General features: G+C 70.2%; 11 protein-coding genes. 3 read left to right on the top strand and 8 right to left on the bottom strand.

Annotation, left to right across the window (positions count from 1 at the left end; translation table 11 throughout):
* Nucleotides 1-166: 166 nt before the first annotated feature.
* From GB932_RS12070 to GB932_RS12050, 5 genes are all read right to left on the bottom strand, one after another.
* A complete protein-coding gene (locus tag GB932_RS12070; RefSeq protein ID WP_156760948.1) occupies nucleotides 167-1,021 on the bottom strand; it encodes a glycosyltransferase family protein in 855 nt (284 codons plus the stop codon).
* Nucleotides 1,022-1,087: 66 nt separating this feature from the next.
* Nucleotides 1,088-1,849 (bottom strand): sulfotransferase domain-containing protein, encoded by a 762-nt coding sequence (locus GB932_RS12065; RefSeq protein WP_197517457.1) that lies wholly within the window; start codon nucleotides 1,847-1,849, stop codon nucleotides 1,088-1,090.
* 82 nt (nucleotides 1,850-1,931) lie between these two features.
* Complete coding sequence (locus GB932_RS12060) at nucleotides 1,932-3,947, bottom strand: DUF6541 family protein (RefSeq protein ID WP_156760946.1); 2,016 nt, start codon at nucleotides 3,945-3,947, stop codon at nucleotides 1,932-1,934.
* A complete protein-coding gene (locus tag GB932_RS12055; protein WP_156760945.1) occupies nucleotides 3,944-5,209 on the bottom strand; it encodes a polysaccharide pyruvyl transferase family protein in 1,266 nt (421 codons plus the stop codon). The genes GB932_RS12060 and GB932_RS12055 overlap by 4 nt, the downstream gene beginning before the upstream one ends.
* 27 nt (nucleotides 5,210-5,236) lie before the next feature.
* Nucleotides 5,237-7,354 carry a hypothetical protein gene (locus tag GB932_RS12050; RefSeq protein WP_156760944.1) on the bottom strand — a complete coding sequence of 706 codons (2,118 nt, stop codon included), beginning with the start codon at nucleotides 7,352-7,354 and terminating at the stop codon, nucleotides 5,237-5,239.
* A gap of 78 nt (nucleotides 7,355-7,432) precedes the next feature.
* Here GB932_RS12050 and GB932_RS12045 point away from each other — a divergent pair, with 78 nt between their 5' ends.
* A complete protein-coding gene (locus GB932_RS12045; protein WP_156760943.1) occupies nucleotides 7,433-8,503 on the top strand; it encodes a glycosyltransferase in 1,071 nt (356 codons plus the stop codon).
* A gap of 68 nt (nucleotides 8,504-8,571) precedes the next feature.
* On the opposite strand, the gene GB932_RS12040 is transcribed toward GB932_RS12045, so the two are convergent.
* Entirely contained in the window at nucleotides 8,572-10,308 is a 1,737-nt protein-coding gene (locus tag GB932_RS12040; protein WP_156760942.1) for a glycosyltransferase family 2 protein, read from the bottom strand.
* Nucleotides 10,309-10,401: 93 nt separating this feature from the next.
* Between GB932_RS12040 and GB932_RS12035 the strand changes: the two genes are divergently transcribed.
* Entirely contained in the window at nucleotides 10,402-11,703 is a 1,302-nt protein-coding gene (locus tag GB932_RS12035) for a UDP-glucose dehydrogenase family protein (RefSeq protein WP_156760941.1), read from the top strand.
* A gap of 1 nt (nucleotide 11,704) precedes the next feature.
* Nucleotides 11,705-12,616 carry a glycosyltransferase family 2 protein gene (locus GB932_RS12030; RefSeq protein ID WP_156760940.1) on the top strand — a complete coding sequence of 304 codons (912 nt, stop codon included), beginning with the start codon at nucleotides 11,705-11,707 and terminating at the stop codon, nucleotides 12,614-12,616.
* Nucleotides 12,617-12,638: 22 nt separating this feature from the next.
* Here GB932_RS12030 and GB932_RS12025 read toward each other — a convergent pair whose 3' ends face one another.
* Nucleotides 12,639-13,400 carry an ABC transporter ATP-binding protein gene (locus GB932_RS12025; protein ID WP_156760939.1) on the bottom strand — a complete coding sequence of 254 codons (762 nt, stop codon included), beginning with the start codon at nucleotides 13,398-13,400 and terminating at the stop codon, nucleotides 12,639-12,641.
* Nucleotides 13,400-14,284: an ABC transporter permease gene (locus tag GB932_RS12020; protein WP_231916155.1), complete on the bottom strand. Its 885-nt coding sequence runs from the start codon at nucleotides 14,282-14,284 to the stop codon at nucleotides 13,400-13,402. The genes GB932_RS12025 and GB932_RS12020 overlap by 1 nt, the downstream gene beginning before the upstream one ends.
* Between the last annotated feature and the right edge of the window lie 8 nt (nucleotides 14,285-14,292).

Raw genomic sequence — 14,292 nt, 5'->3', positions numbered from 1 at the left:
TCGCCAGCCATGGGGCCGCCTTCCTATGGACGAGCGGGAGTCGATGTCGCAGGAATCCGACACTAGTCGACGTCGACCACCGAGTCGATCGATCACATCCGCTTGGAGTCGGTGTCCTCGTCGCCGGTGATCAGAGAGGTTTCGTCACCCGAGTTCCCCTGGCTCCTCACGTACTTCGGCTCATGAGGCGCCGCGCGCGGCGCGCGATCCGCTCGCGCAGCGTGCGTCCCTCGCACCTCCACCAGCGGACGATCCACGGGTGGGTGTGTGTGAGCCCGAACTCCGCCGCGACCGACCGCGGCAGCATCCGCGCGTCGCCGTCGATCCGCTTGCCCGAGTGATTCTCGCCCGTATCGACGTGATAGACGGATCCGGGGAATGGGAGGGGTTCGAGCGGGAATCCGTGCTCGGCGAACCAGAGATCGGCGTCGCGATGCTTGCCGAGGACGAAGCGCGCCCTCTCGCCGAACGCCGCGATCACCTCGTCCTGCGACGCCGTCGTCGGCAGGAGCTCCGGCACCGCGTAGGCGCGCCAGGGGACGATGTAGCACGTGCCGCATACGCGGTAGAGATCGTCTATGCGCTCCCCCGCGCCGCGCGCGCTCGAGTAGCGCCACCCGTCGGCGATCAGCCAACCACCCGATTCCGCAGACCGCGCACCGACCCATCTCACGAGGTCCCGGTGCACGAAGTCGTCGGCGTCGACCACCATCACATGGTCCGGCTCGTACTCGCGCGCGGCGAGCAGGCCGACCCCCAGCTTGCTCCCCTTGTCGACGACGACCGTCTCCCAGCGCTCCTCGCGCTTCGTCGGCTCCGGCTGCGGTGGGAAGTCCACGGGCACGAACCGCATACGCGGCGGGAGCGCGAACGACGGCGCACGATTGCCGACCACGATCACGACGTAGTCATCGCTCGTCTGCGCGGCGATCGAGCGCAGCGTGCGGCGCAACAGCTCCTCGACCCGGCCATAGTCGGCCGCATTGTCCGGATGCCGCAGTGACGTGACGAAGGCGAGCATCAGGCGGAGGTGCCAGGAGGAGGGAGACGCACGCGGGAAGTATATGCGGAACGTTCGAGCGCGCTCTCAGCGGGCTAGCCAGTGCGACAGGTCCCGGCCGATCATCCGCTGAAGTCGCTCCACCTCGGGAGCGTATATATCTCTGAGGCGCTCCCGCAATCCGCTCGCGAGGCGGGGCATCTCCGGCCAGTTGTTCTGCTTCAGCTTCTGACCGGCGGTGTTCACCTGGATCTCGAGCGCGGCCTCTTCGATGTCGTTGTCGAGGCCGAGCTCACCCATCACTCGATGGACAAGCGCCGGCTTGTCGTCGAGGTCGTCGTAGAGATGAGAACGCGTCTGCGGAAGCTGCTCGAGCCACTGCTCAAGGAGGGTCGCGTACCGGCCGCGCGTGGTGAGGAGGTAGTCATCGCTCAGCTCCGTGATCTCGGGCTCGTACGGGATACGACCCGCCGCGATGTGATGGATGTAGCACGACTCGTACCGGTCGATCGGATCGCGGAAGAGCAGAATGACGGCGGGAGCGTCCAGCGTACGGGCGATGTTCCCCGGAACATCGCGCTCGGTCGTCACAGGCTGCAGGTAGTTCGGGCTGCTCTCGTAGAAGTACGCCGCGTCTGATTCCTGCGGGAAGTGAGCCGCGTACTCGTCGAGGCAGTCCGCGAAATCCTCCCGATAGAAGAAGTTGAGCTCCTTCGTATCGGGGTTCTGCAGATGCGCGGACGTCTTGAGCACGTGATGCAGCCAGGTGGTCCCGGCCTTCTGTGCGCCCGCGATGATGAGATTCGGAAGACGTTCTCCGCGATAGGTTCTCGTGCTGGCGGGGATCACGGGTGACATCGTCATCAACGCACTCGCTTTCGGATTCGGAATGGAACCGTCATCGTGAAGCGGATGCCCGGTACCGGGCATCCTATGACAGCGGCCCGCACTGGTCGATGCGGTAGAGCTCCGAGTCTCCGTCCGTGTCGACGAGTGTGAACAGGCCGTCCTCAACGGCGTCGTGGGGGCCAGGGAAGTGGTTGCCCGATGGGTCTCCCCCGCCGAACTCGTGCGGGTCGTACACGACGTAGCGCACGCGCAGCGCGTCGAGCGCGTCGCAGATCGCAGGATCCTTGTCGATCCACTCGAGGTTCCACGCGAGCTCGAGGCGGTCCGGATCCCACTGGCCGTTGACGTGCGGGAAGACCGGCTCGCGACCCGCGAACAGGCCCGTCAGGGCGGATCCGTCCCACGGGTCGCCCAGCACCCGCTGATCGGCCGGGACCTCGCGCCGCACGACGTCGGCGAAGAACTCCTCCTGCGCCTCCGACACGACCGCGTCGGTCGCGCGCGCGGCGGGCTGGCCGAAGACGGATCCGATCGCGCCCGCCGTTCCCGTCGCGGCGAGGACGAACGCGGAGGTCGCCGCGACGACGACGGCCGCGCCTGCCGCCAGGCGGGCGGCCCCGGCGCGCGACCGCGACGCGGCGCGGGCGATCGCGAGGATCCCGAGCGTCGCAAGCGGCGCCGCGAGCACCGGGATCGCCGCCGCGAGGCGGAAGCGATCCTTGTACCAGACGCCGGTCGCGAGCTTCGCGAAACCGCCGTCGGATCCCGCCGCGAGGGCGAACAGCGCGCCGACGATCACGAACGCGACGACGATCCACCGCGTGCGGGCGCGGCGCAGAGCGACCCCCGCGCCGACGACGACCGCCGCCGCGAGCAGCACCGCTGGAGCCGCGGTCTCCGCACCGACGCCCGTCATGGGCATCTGCGCGAGCACCTGGATCACGCCGTCCCACACGGTCTGAACAGCCGCGGCCTGCGGGCCGGACAGGCGGTCGGCGAGCGGCTCGTCGAACAGCCCGAGCCCCACGACCGCGTAGGCGAATCCCGCGGCGCAGGCCGCGGTGATCCCCGCGGCGACGCCGACGAGCCACCCCACCGCCCTGCGGCGTGGCCGGCCGCCGCGGCGCCACCCGCGCCGGAACGCAGCGGACAGCTCCCAGGCGACGAACGGCACGCCGACGAGCGCCCACGTCGCGAGCACCCGCGGATGCGCGATGCCGAGCGCCCCGATCGCGGCGAGGACGCCGGCGGCGCCCGCGACGGCGGCCCCCGCTCGCCCGGCTGGCCGTGCGGCGCGCACGCCGCGGATCGCGACGATCGTGATCGCGATCGCCGCGGGCAGGAGCGCGTGCGCGAGGAACGTCGGGTAGATCGTGCCCCAGGCGAGGAGCGCGTACGGGAAGGCGCCGAACGCGGCGCCGAGCGGCAGCGCGACGAGCGCGACCTCGGCCGCGCGCCCCGGGAGGATCGCCTGCGCGAGCCACGCGAGCCCCGGCAGCCAGGCGAGCGTCGCGACGGCGATCCACACGGCGGTGAAGGAGACCGCGACCGACGCCCCCGAGAGCTGTGCCGTCGCGGCCGCGAGCAGATGCCAGCCCGCCGGATAGAACGCGATCCCGCCTCCCTCCGTCTCGATGAGCGAACGCAGTGTGAGCGGCGAGCCCGAGAAGCCGTCGAGGATGGCGGCCGTCGCCGAGAGGTGGAAGACGTTGTCGTATGTCTGCGAGATGCGGTCAGGGTCGGGCACAAGCCAGAAGGCGACGCCGATCACGAGCGCTGTCGAGAGGATCCACATCGCGGCGAGCGGGAGGCGGCGCGGCGTCTCGACGCCCACGGCGAGGGCGGGCACGAGGCGGCGCACGCCCCACGCGATGGCGGCCGCGACCGACGCCGGGACGAGCACCATCCACGCCTGGAACGCGAGGCCCGCGGCTCCCGAGACGGCGCCCGCGACGCCGTATGCGCACACGCTCACGAGCCCGGAGACCGCCGTGCGGGACAGAGCGCCCATCCGCAGCGGCCATGTGGCGAGCAGGCCGGGTGCGAGAAGCACGATCGCTGCGATGGCGATCGCCGGGGCGGCCTCGATCCAGTTCACGCGCCGCGCCTCCAGCGCGATCGCGCGCGTGCGAGCAGGCCGGGCGTCGCAGGATCCTCCGGGGGCAGGGGATCCGCCTCGCCGAGGTGGGCGAGCCCGTCCGCGGAATCTGCCTCGCCGCGCGCGATCGCCCGCGCAAGGCTCACCTTCCCCGTCGCCGCGACACGGCACACGACGCCGCCGGATCCGTCGCCCGCCCCGCGCTCGGCGATCGCGCGCCGCAGGGCGCGTGAGACGCGACGATCGATGTCGCCGCGTGCATCGTTCTCACGGAGATACCGGACGGTCGCCGATGCGAGGTACGACCCGGTGGCGCGCACGCCCTCCGAACATGCCTCGAGCAGCGCCGTCAGCGCGGGCGGCTGCTCCGCGACGAGCTGCTGCGCCCTGAGGAGTGCCTGGGCGGCGCTGTCCGGCGCGTCGCGACCGATCGCGAGAGCGATCTCGTCTCGTGCACGCCAGGAGGCGTCGCGCTGGCGCGCGTACGAGCGCGACGTCGGGTCGACGAGGCGGCGCTCTCCCGCTTCCCAGAGATCGTCCGGGAACGCGCTCGCGAGCAGATCGAGGTCGACCTCGGCGGACCCGACGGGGCCGAGGTCGAGGGCCTCCTCGACCGACGAGGCGAATCGGACGTCCGGGCGCCCCGTGCCGGCGTAGTAGTCGAGGTACTTGAACGGGTGCTCGGCGGCGGGCACGAGCGGCCGCGACGGCACGCCGAACGCGTCGGCGAGCACGAGCGCGTGCAGCGAGCTCGCGACGACGAACCGCGCGCCCGCGATGCGCCGGGCGATGGCGAGAGGATCCCCGAGGGGACTGAGCACGTGCTCCCCGCTCACGCGGCCCAGCTCGTTGAGATTCGGCATCACGATCAGGTCGCAGGGCGCGTCGGGGACGAGATCGGGAAGGAGGCGCGGCAGCAGCAGCGCGGGGTCACCGAACACCGCGGGAGTCGGGATCCCGAACCCCAGCAGCACCGCCCGCGTGAGCGGGCCTCGGACTGCGCGCACGTCGAGGGGATGGCGCAGGCGCTGGCGCACCTTGCCGTTGATGCCGGCGCCCCAGACGACATCCCCGGGCTCCGTGAACTGCAGCACGCTGCCCACGGACAGCAGCCGCGGTTCCCCTTCCGCGTGCGCTTCCCCCGCGAGGGCCCGCACAAGCAGCGGGCCGATCTCGTCGCCGAAGTTCGACGGCGCCTCGGGGTCGTCGGGCGTCCATCGAGGGACCCGCACGCCGCCGATGACGACGTCCTCGAAACTCACGACCGGCCTCCCCCGACGCGCCGCGCGTCAGGTGCCGACACGAGTCCCCTTGCCGGGCGTCCAGTGGATCCATCCGTGCTGGAACTGCTGGCGGCAGCCGCCATCGCCGTATCCGCACGTCTCGCGCGAGGTCGGGTACCCGAGCCAGCTGTGCTCGTTGCCGACGGCCTGGTAGCGGTTCATGATCGAACCATAGATCGGCTTCGACCCGATCCCCTTCTTCCAGTAGACCTTGCCGCCTTCGAACAGCTGATAGCAGCCGCCGCCCTTGATGCCGCAGCGCGTGCTCGAGACGGGGTAGCCGAGCTTCCCGCCCTCGCGGTTCTTCATGTCCCATCCGCGGATCATGCGATCGGCGACGCCGTGCGCACCTGAGGATGACGACCAGTAGGTCGCCCCGCCCTGGAACACCTGGTAGCACCCGCCGTCGGCCAGCCCGCAGCGCATCCTCCGCTCCGGGTAGCCGAGAGAGCCGTTCTCGCGCCCCATCTCACTCCAGCCGCTGAGCATGGCGCGCGTGACGGGCGCGGATCCGGATGCCTTCGTCCAGTAGACGGCGCCGCCCTCGAATGGCTGGTAGCACCCGCCGTTCGTCAGGCCGCAGCGCCGGTTCGACGTCGGATATCCGAGCGAGCCGTCTTCCTTGTTCACGGTGCGCCACCCCGTCATGATCTGGCCCCACACCGAATGCGCGCCGGTGTCGGGCGACCAGAAGATCGCGGCGTTCTGGAAGGTCTGGTAGCACCCTCCATCTGCGAGACCGCAGCGCTCATCGGAGGTGGGGTAGCCGTGGTTGCCGTACATCATCGATGTCCGCTTCCACTGCGCGAGGATCGAGCCCGTCGAGAAGTGCGCGCCCGTCGCCGGAGACCACACGATGATCCCGTTCGCGAACGACTGTCGGCAGCCGCCGTCGGCGATCCCGCATTTCTGCCCGGAGGTCGCCTTGCCGAGCTTGCCGTCGGCGCCGCCGAGCGAGCGCCACTTCTCGCCGATCGCGCCGGGGACGCTCGGCCCCGAGGGCGCGGATGGCGTCCCGCGCGTGCCGCCGAACCAGTCGGTGTAGTAGTTGTAGAAGTTCCTGTTGCCGTACGCCGAGCAGGAGTCGCCGACGCCGTATCCGGCGTTCAGCGCCGCCTTGTTCGGCTGGTACGGCGTGTAGTAGTACAGCGCCGCCGTCGCCTTGTTCTCGATGTAGACGCTGCCAGAACCGCAGCTCGCGTTCGGGTGATAGCGCACGGGCGACGACTTCCCGACCGGGTACCAGCTGAAGTACGAGTCCTTCGTGTACCGCTGCAGCTGGTAGGCCGCCATGTACATCTGGTTCTGGAAGCCCATGTAGGTGCGGTCGCACGCCGCGTCGTCGGGGCAGGCGTAGCCCATCGCGATGTCGTATCGCCAGTCGCTCGGCCACGTGTGGGTGACGAGGCCCTGCTCCTTCTGCAGCATCACCGTGAGGACCTTCTCGCTGACACCGCACGCCTTCGCGACCTTCGAGATGATCTGGGCCGCCGACTCGTTCCGCGCGCCCTGATACGAGTTCGAGCAGTAGCTGTTGGGCGACTTCGAGATGGTGTTCATCCGGAAGTCCTTCAGGCACGTGTACCCCGACTGGCAGCTCTTGACCTTCTGATCGAAGAAGTACTGCAGCTGCTTCGCCGACATCGTGCCCGAGGTGTACATCTTGGCATCGCTGATGAGGTTCCCGGGGCGGAAGCCCGACAGGCTCGTGGCGCGCAGCGAGTCGTCGTGTGCGGAGTACGCCCCCGGATCCGCCTCGTCCTCCGTGTTCGACCCGATGTAGTCGCCGTTCTCGGGTGTGGGGATCCCCGGGGTCTCTGTCGGCTCGGGGGTGGGTGCGGGCGTCGCGACCGTCGGGGGGTTCGCCTCGAAGGTGGGTTCGGGCGACGGCGTTGCGACGGGCTCCGGGCTCGACTCGATCGTCGGCTCCGGCGTCGGGCTCTGCGTCGACGTGGCGGTCGGCTCCGCCGTCGGCGTCGCGGTGGGCGACGGCGACGGATCCGGTGTCGCCTGCCCCACGGCCGCGGTCGGGATCATGGCGCCGCACAGTGCCACGACGACCGCGATGCCGAACGCGGCACGGCCGCGACGGGCAGAGTCGTAGGCGATTCTGATGCGACGCATGATAACCAGTGTGACAGATGTGATTTGAATGCAACACCCGAAATCCGCCGATCAGGCGGCGAGGAATACGATCGAGGGATGCGATCCGGCCCCCGTGTGCTCGTCTTCCCGGCGTATCTGAACAACGCCTTCCTCAACCTGCTGCAGCTCTCGGCCGCCGCCGACGGGTTCCGCGTCGAGTCCGCCCGGTCGTACGACGAGCTCATCTCGGGCGCCGCGACCCTCGACACCGGGGACGTCCTCCACGTGCACTGGACGACGCCGATCGTGCAGCAGGCGCAGTCGGAGCCCGACGCCCGCCGACGCCTGCACCAGGTCGCGACGATGCTCGACCGCCTGCAGGAGCGCGGCGCGAAGCTCGTGTGGACCGTGCACAACCGCCTCCCGCACGAGCTCACCTTCCACGACCTCGAGGTGCAGCTCATGCGGCTCATCGCCGAGCGCGCCGACGCGATCCACATCATGGCGCCCCACACGCCGGAGGCGATCGCCGATGTGACGACGCTCGACCCCGCGAAGCTGCGGCGGATCCCCCACCCCAGCTATGAGGGGGTCTACGACACGTCGGTCACGCGCGCCGACGCCCGCGCCTCGTTCGGCATCGCCCCCGACGCGACCTCCGTGCTGTTCCTCGGCCAGATCCGCCCGTACAAGGGCGTCGGTGCGCTCGCCGCCGCGGCCACCGCCGCGAATGCCGCGCGCGACGACGAGCTCGTGCTCATGCTCGCGGGCGCCGTCAAGGAGATGCCACGCGCCGAGTTCGAGGCCTCGCTCCCCGACGGCCTGCGCACGATCACCCACCTCGAGTTCGTCGACGACGCCGACATCGCGCGCTGGTTCCGCGCCGCCGATGTCGCATGCTTCCCCTATCGCGCGATCCTCAACTCGGGCAGCGTGCACCTCGCCGCGACGTTCCACGTGCCCGTGATCCTGCCGAGGGATCCTGGGCTCGTGGCGCAGTTCGGCGGCGAACGCTGGGTGGCGTTCTTCGATCCCGCGGATCCGAAGGGGTCCATCGCCGAGCTCCTCGCGGATCCTGCGCTGTTCGCGGGCGTCGGCCCGGCCGACTTCGAGGCATTCCTCACCCCGATCGCCCCATGGGAGGTATCGCGGGACTACTCGGCCCTCCTGCGCTCCCTCACGGCCTGATCCCGTCCTCGCTGGTGCCGATTGGTCGTCAACGGGGCCGGCACCGACCACCCGGCACCCGCGAGCCGTCAGCGGCGCCTGGCCCGCTCCGCCGCGACGAGGATCGCGCGGCGCGCGGCGCGAGGGATCCAGTGCCGTCGGCGGCGCACCACGAGGACGCCGTCGATGACGTCGTAGAGGAAGGCGTCACGCGGCGCATACGGCGGCAGCTCGGGTTCCGCCTCGACTCCGAGGACGGCGCCGGAGGGCGTCACGACGACGGGCGTGACAGGGCGGTGCAACGGCAGCCCGGTCGCGGGGAACGCCGCCGAGAAGCCGCGCACGCCGTCGGGCGACGTCGTCCACGTGACGCTCGCCGGCTCGATCAGCCGCAGCTCGCCCGCGTCGATGCTCGCCTCACCGTCGATCAGGGCGGGCCGCACATCGGCGGCGCCGGGATCCACGACGCCGTCGATCGCGAGCAGGTGGCCGCCCGCGACGCCCTCGACGCGGGCGGCGGTGCGCGCACGCTCGGCGATGCGCTCGCCATCGCCTCCTGATCCCTGCCAGGCATCGGCCGCGAACAGCCGCACGCGCGGCCCGAAGACCGCCTCGGCCTCGGCGAGCAGTGCGCGCCAAGGAGCCGGATCCGCGGGGCGCGGCTGCGCGAGCTGGCGCGCGAGGCGCTCGAGGATCGCGTCGCGCTCGTCGTCCGAGAGCGGGCGGTGTCCCGGGATCGCTGCGAGGAGCGCCCGCCACGTGCCGACGAGGTCCGCGCGCTGCTCCGAGGCGTCGTCGCCGTCGGGGGCTCCGGCCGCGACGCGTGCGACGGCGTGTGCCGCGGCGAAGTCGCCCGCGGCGGCGAGCTCGAGCGTCAGCCGGCGCAGCGGCGCGACGTCCGGTCCGGGCTCCGGAGCCACCTCGAGGAGCTCCGTGAGGTGCCGGGCGACGAGCTCGTCGCCCGCACCGGCCTCGCGCCACGCGAGGGCGTACCGCGCGACGGCCACGAAGCCGTCGCGATCCCACACGAGGTTCGAGAACACGCGGTCCAGTTCGGGCCCGCCCCTCTCGCGCACGAGCCGTGCGCACGCGGCCTCCTGCGTGAGGTAGCTCACGAGCGAGGTCGCCGCCCCCGCGCGCGCCGTCATGGATCCGCGGCCGGGCCGCTCGCGGTAGACATAGACGACGTCCTCGACGACGTCGATCGCCTCCGCCCGCACGAGGGCGGTCACCATCGGGACGATGTCGTTCGAGCGCGGAACATCGGGGAAGCGGATCCCGCTCGTGCGCCAGAAGTCGGTGCGGAACGCGCGGTTCCAGCACGGCCGGCTGTACAGCAGCGTCGGCGCGTCGGCGAGCGAGATGCCGCGCGCGGGCCGATCGTACGCGGGCATCGCCGCCGTCGGACGCCACGTGTCGACCGCGCGGAACTTGAGGTAGTCGCCGACGGCCATATCTGATCCGGAGCTCTCGAGGCTGTCCACGAGCGCCCGGTACGCGCCGTCGGGGATGAGGTCGTCGCCGTCGGCGAAGATCAGGTATCGGCCGCGCGCGGCGTCCGCTCCCGCGTTGCGCGCGGAACCCCCGCCGGGCGCGGGCGACGACATCACCCGCACGCGCGGATCGCGCGCCGCATACTCCCGCGCCGTCTCGAGTGTGCCGTCGCTCGACCGGTCGTCGACGATCACGACCTCCATGTCGCCCTGCTGGCGCAGCACGGAGTCGAGCGTCTGCCGCAGCCAGGGGCGGACGTCATGGGTGGGGATGACGACCGTGAGCAGCGGAGCGCTGCTGTCGTCGGGATGGGGGCGCGGGGATCCTCGCATAGCCGCACCAGGATATGCGACGGTTCGCCGTGGCAGGATATGACGAGTGCCCTCCGCGGGCGGTGAATCGGCTCAGATGAAGGAGAACTCCCCATGCAGTTGAGCGTGATCGGATGCGGCTACCTCGGTGCCGTCCACGCGGCCGCGATGGCGTCGCTCGGCCATCAGGTCGTCGGGATCGACGTCGACGAGGCGAAGATCGCCATGCTCTCTGCGGGCCAGCCGCCGTTCCACGAGCCCGGCTTCGAGGAGATCCTGAAGGCGGGCCTCGCCTCCGGCAACCTCACGTTCTCGACCGACTACACGGCCGTGGAATCGGCCGATGTGCACTTCGTAGGCGTCGGCACGCCGCAGCGCCGCGACGGCGGCGGCGCCGACCTCACGTACGTCGACGCGGCCATCGACGGCCTCGTGCCACATGCCAAGGCCGGATCCCTCATCGCCGGCAAGTCGACCGTCCCCGTCGGCACGGCCGCGCGGCTCGCCGACATCGTGGCCCCGCACGGGATCCGCCTCGCGTGGAACCCCGAGTTCCTCCGCGAGGGATTCGCCGTCAAGGACACGGTCGACCCCGACCGCCTCGTCTACGGCGTGTCGCGCGAGACGGGCGACGAGGACGTCGCGACGCTCGATGCCGTGTACTCGTCGATCCTCGAGCGCGAGACGCCGCGCCTCGTCACCGACTATGCGACCGCCGAGCTCGTCAAGGTCGCCGCGAACTCGTTCCTCGCGACGAAGATCAGCTTCATCAACGCGATGGCCGAGATCGCCGAGGTCACGGGCGCCGACGTCACTCAGCTCGCCGACGCGATCGGTCACGACGTGCGCATCGGGCGGAAGTTCCTCAACGCGGGCGCCGGCTTCGGGGGCGGCTGCCTCCCCAAGGACATCCGCGCCTTCGTCGCTCGCGCCGAAGAGCTCGGCAAGGGCGAGTCGGTCGGCTTCCTCAAGGAGGTCGACGAGATCAACCTCCGTCGGCGCCAGCACGTCGTCGACATCGTCGTCAACTCGTTCGACGGCCAGCCGTTCGGGCACCGCGTGGCCGTTCTCGGCCTCGCGTTCAAGCCCGACAGCGACGACATCCGCGATTCCCCCGCGCTCGACGTGGCCGTGCGCCTCAAGGGGCTCGGCGCGGAGGTCGTCTCGTACGACCCGCAGGCGATGGAGACCGCGCGCCGGGTGCACCCGCAGCTCGACTACGCCGAGTCTCTCGACGCCGCGCTCGCGGGCGCCGAGGCCGTCGTGATCGTGACCGAGTGGAAGCAGTTCCGCGCGCTCGACCCGATCGAGACCGCCGAGAAGGTCGCGCGCCCCGTCGTGTTCGACGGCCGCAACATCCTCGACCCCGCGGCATGGCGCGACGCGGGCTGGACGTACACCGGCATGGGGCGCTGAGATGACCCAGCCGCGGGTCGCGATCGTCGTCCGCACGAAGGATCGCCCGCGGTTCCTCGATCGTGCGCTGCGGAGCATCACGGCGCAGACCGAGACCGCGTGGGAGTGCGTCGTCGTCAACGACGGCGGGGATCCCGGGGCCGTCGACGACATGGTCGCGCGCGTGCCCGAGCAGCACCGCGAGAAGGTCCGGGTCCTGCACCGTCGCGAGTCGCACGGGCGATGGGCGAGCGCGAACGCGGGCGTCCTGACGACGACGGCGCCGTACCTCGTGCTGCACGACGACGACGACTCGTGGCACCCCGAGTTCCTCGAGCGCGCCGTGCGCTATCTCGACTCCGAGAGGAACGCGCGCCGCGGCGGCGTCGTGTCGAGGATCGAGATCGTGTGGGAGCGCGCGGGCGACGACGGCGATCTCACCGAGATCGGCCGCGAGATCTTCCAGCAGCAGCTCACGGCGCCCACCCTCGGCGACACCCTGCTGTTCAACCGCTTCGTGCCGATCGGCTTCGTCTACCGTCGCGAGCTGCACGATGAGCTCGGCCTCTACGACGAGTCGCTGCCTGTCGTGGGCGACTGGAACTTCGCGCTGCAGGTGCTCACGCGCGGCGCGCTCGAGTATCTCGACGACGACACGCCCTACGCCTACTGGCACCAGCGCCCCGGTCAGTCGGGCGCGGATGGCAACAGCGTCATCTCGAGCGACCGCCTGCATCGCCGCTTCGACGCGCAGATCCGCGACGAAGCTCTGCGCGAGTACGTCGACGAGCACGGATCCGGCCTCGCCCTCTACCTGACGAAGTACATCGACCAGCGCCTGGCCGAGATGGAGACCAGGATCCGCGACGACATCGCGCGCTACAGCCTCCCCGAGCGCGCCCTCCGCATCCTCAAGCGCAAGCTCGGCCGCTGACGCGGGGCCGCACGCTCGCGGCTCAGTGGGGGGTGTTGCGGATGGTCTCGACGGCTTCCTCGATGGGCCCGTCGAAGAGCACCTTGTGCTCGTGGATGACGATGCCGCGCGAGCAGAGCTTCTGCACGGTCGCCATGTTGTGACTCACGACGAGCATCGTCACGCCCTGCTTCGTGAGCTCCTCGAGCTTGTCGTTGCACTTCTTGCGGAACGGCGCATCGCCGACGGACAGCACCTCGTCGACGAGGAGCACGTCGAGGTCGACGTGGATCGCGACCGAGAACGCCAGGCGCATGAACATGCCCGACGAGTAGTGCTTGACCTCCTGGTCGATGAAGTCGCCGATCTCGCTGAACGCGACGATGTCGTCGAAGCGCGCCTCGATCTCCTTGCGGCTCATCCCGAGGATCGCCGCGTTGAGGAAGACGTTCTCACGGCCAGACAGCTCGGGGTGGAAGCCGGCGCCGACCTCGATGAGGCCCGCGACGCGCCCGCGGGTGAAGACGCGCCCCTTATCGGGCTCCATGACGCCGGAGACCATCTTGAGCGTCGTCGACTTACCGGATCCGTTGAAGCCGAGGACCGCGACGGCCTCGCCCTCGCCGACCTGGAAGCTCACGTCGTCGAGCGCGTGGAACTGGTCGGCGCGCACCTTCTTGCCCTTCGTCCAGCCGACGAACGCCTCCTTGAAGGAGTGCGTGTTGCGCTTGAGGAAGGTCTTGGTGACGTGGTCGACGATGATCGCCGGCGAGGCGGCGGAGGTCTGCTGCAGCGTGTTCGACATCACAGGTCCTGGGCGAAGGTGCGCTCGAAGCGGCGGAAGGTGGCCTGGCCGACGGCCACGAAGATGAGGGCGAGCACGAATGTGCCGATCACGTAGAGCTCGAAGTGCGGGGCGAAGCCCATCCAGCGCCCGTCTCCTGCCTTCTCCGAGTCGCCGACGGCGGACTTCCAGAATGCGTAGTGGAACAGCTCGACCGACACCGTGATGGGGTTCATCATGTACAGGTAGAGCACCAGATTCCCCATGTGCTCCTGGATGAGCTGCCAGGTGTAGAGCACGGGCGACGCCCATGTCGCGAGCTGGCGCAGCACCTCGACGAAGTTGCCGGCGTCGCGGAAGCGCACGTTGAGGCCCGCGAAGAACAGTCCGAGGCCGAGCGCCGTCAGGCTGACGAGAAGGAGCGCGAGCAGTGCCGCCCCGACACCCGCGAGGGTCGGCACCCAGCCGTAGATGATCGCGACGACCAGGAGGATGACGAGCTGCGGCAGGAAGTGGATGAACGCGCCCGCGATCGCCGCGATCGGGAACAGCTCCCGCGGCAGATAGATCTTCTTCACGAGCGCCTTGTTGTCGAGCACGGAGCTCGTGGCGTTGCCGAACGCCTCGTTGAAGTACTGCACCGTGATGAAGCCCGCGAACAGGTACAGCGGGTACTTCTCGAGGCCGCGATCCATCCCGAAGATGAACCCCATGACGGCGTAGTAGATGAAGAACTGGATGAGCGGCTTGACGTATGACCAGGTCCACCCCAGCGCGGAGTTGCGGTACCGCGTCGAGGTGCCCTTGCGGATCAGCAGCGACAGCAGGTATCGCCATCGCAGCACATCGCTGAATCCGCGCCCACGGCCCGGCACGTCGTAGTCGGACAGATCGATCGTCGTCACAGAGCTGC

The sequence above is a fragment of the Microbacterium karelineae genome (assembly GCF_009745985.1).
Classification (GTDB): Bacteria; Actinomycetota; Actinomycetes; order Actinomycetales; family Microbacteriaceae; genus Microbacterium; species Microbacterium karelineae.
This window is presented reverse-complemented; position numbering and strand designations above follow the sequence as displayed.

Excerpts from the sequence above, each read along its gene's own strand:
- GB932_RS12070 (WP_156760948.1), bottom strand. The coding sequence starts at position 1,021 with ATGCTCGCCTTCGTCACGTCACTGCGGCATCCGGACAATGCGGCCGAC.
- GB932_RS12050 (WP_156760944.1), bottom strand. The coding sequence starts at position 7,354 with ATGCGTCGCATCAGAATCGCCTACGACTCTGCCCGTCGCGGCCGTGCC.
- GB932_RS12045 (WP_156760943.1), top strand. The coding sequence starts at position 7,433 with ATGCGATCCGGCCCCCGTGTGCTCGTCTTCCCGGCGTATCTGAACAAC.
- GB932_RS12040 (WP_156760942.1), bottom strand. The coding sequence starts at position 10,308 with ATGCGAGGATCCCCGCGCCCCCATCCCGACGACAGCAGCGCTCCGCTG.
- GB932_RS12035 (WP_156760941.1), top strand. The coding sequence starts at position 10,402 with ATGCAGTTGAGCGTGATCGGATGCGGCTACCTCGGTGCCGTCCACGCG.
- GB932_RS12030 (WP_156760940.1), top strand. The coding sequence starts at position 11,705 with ATGACCCAGCCGCGGGTCGCGATCGTCGTCCGCACGAAGGATCGCCCG.
- GB932_RS12025 (WP_156760939.1), bottom strand. The coding sequence starts at position 13,400 with ATGTCGAACACGCTGCAGCAGACCTCCGCCGCCTCGCCGGCGATCATC.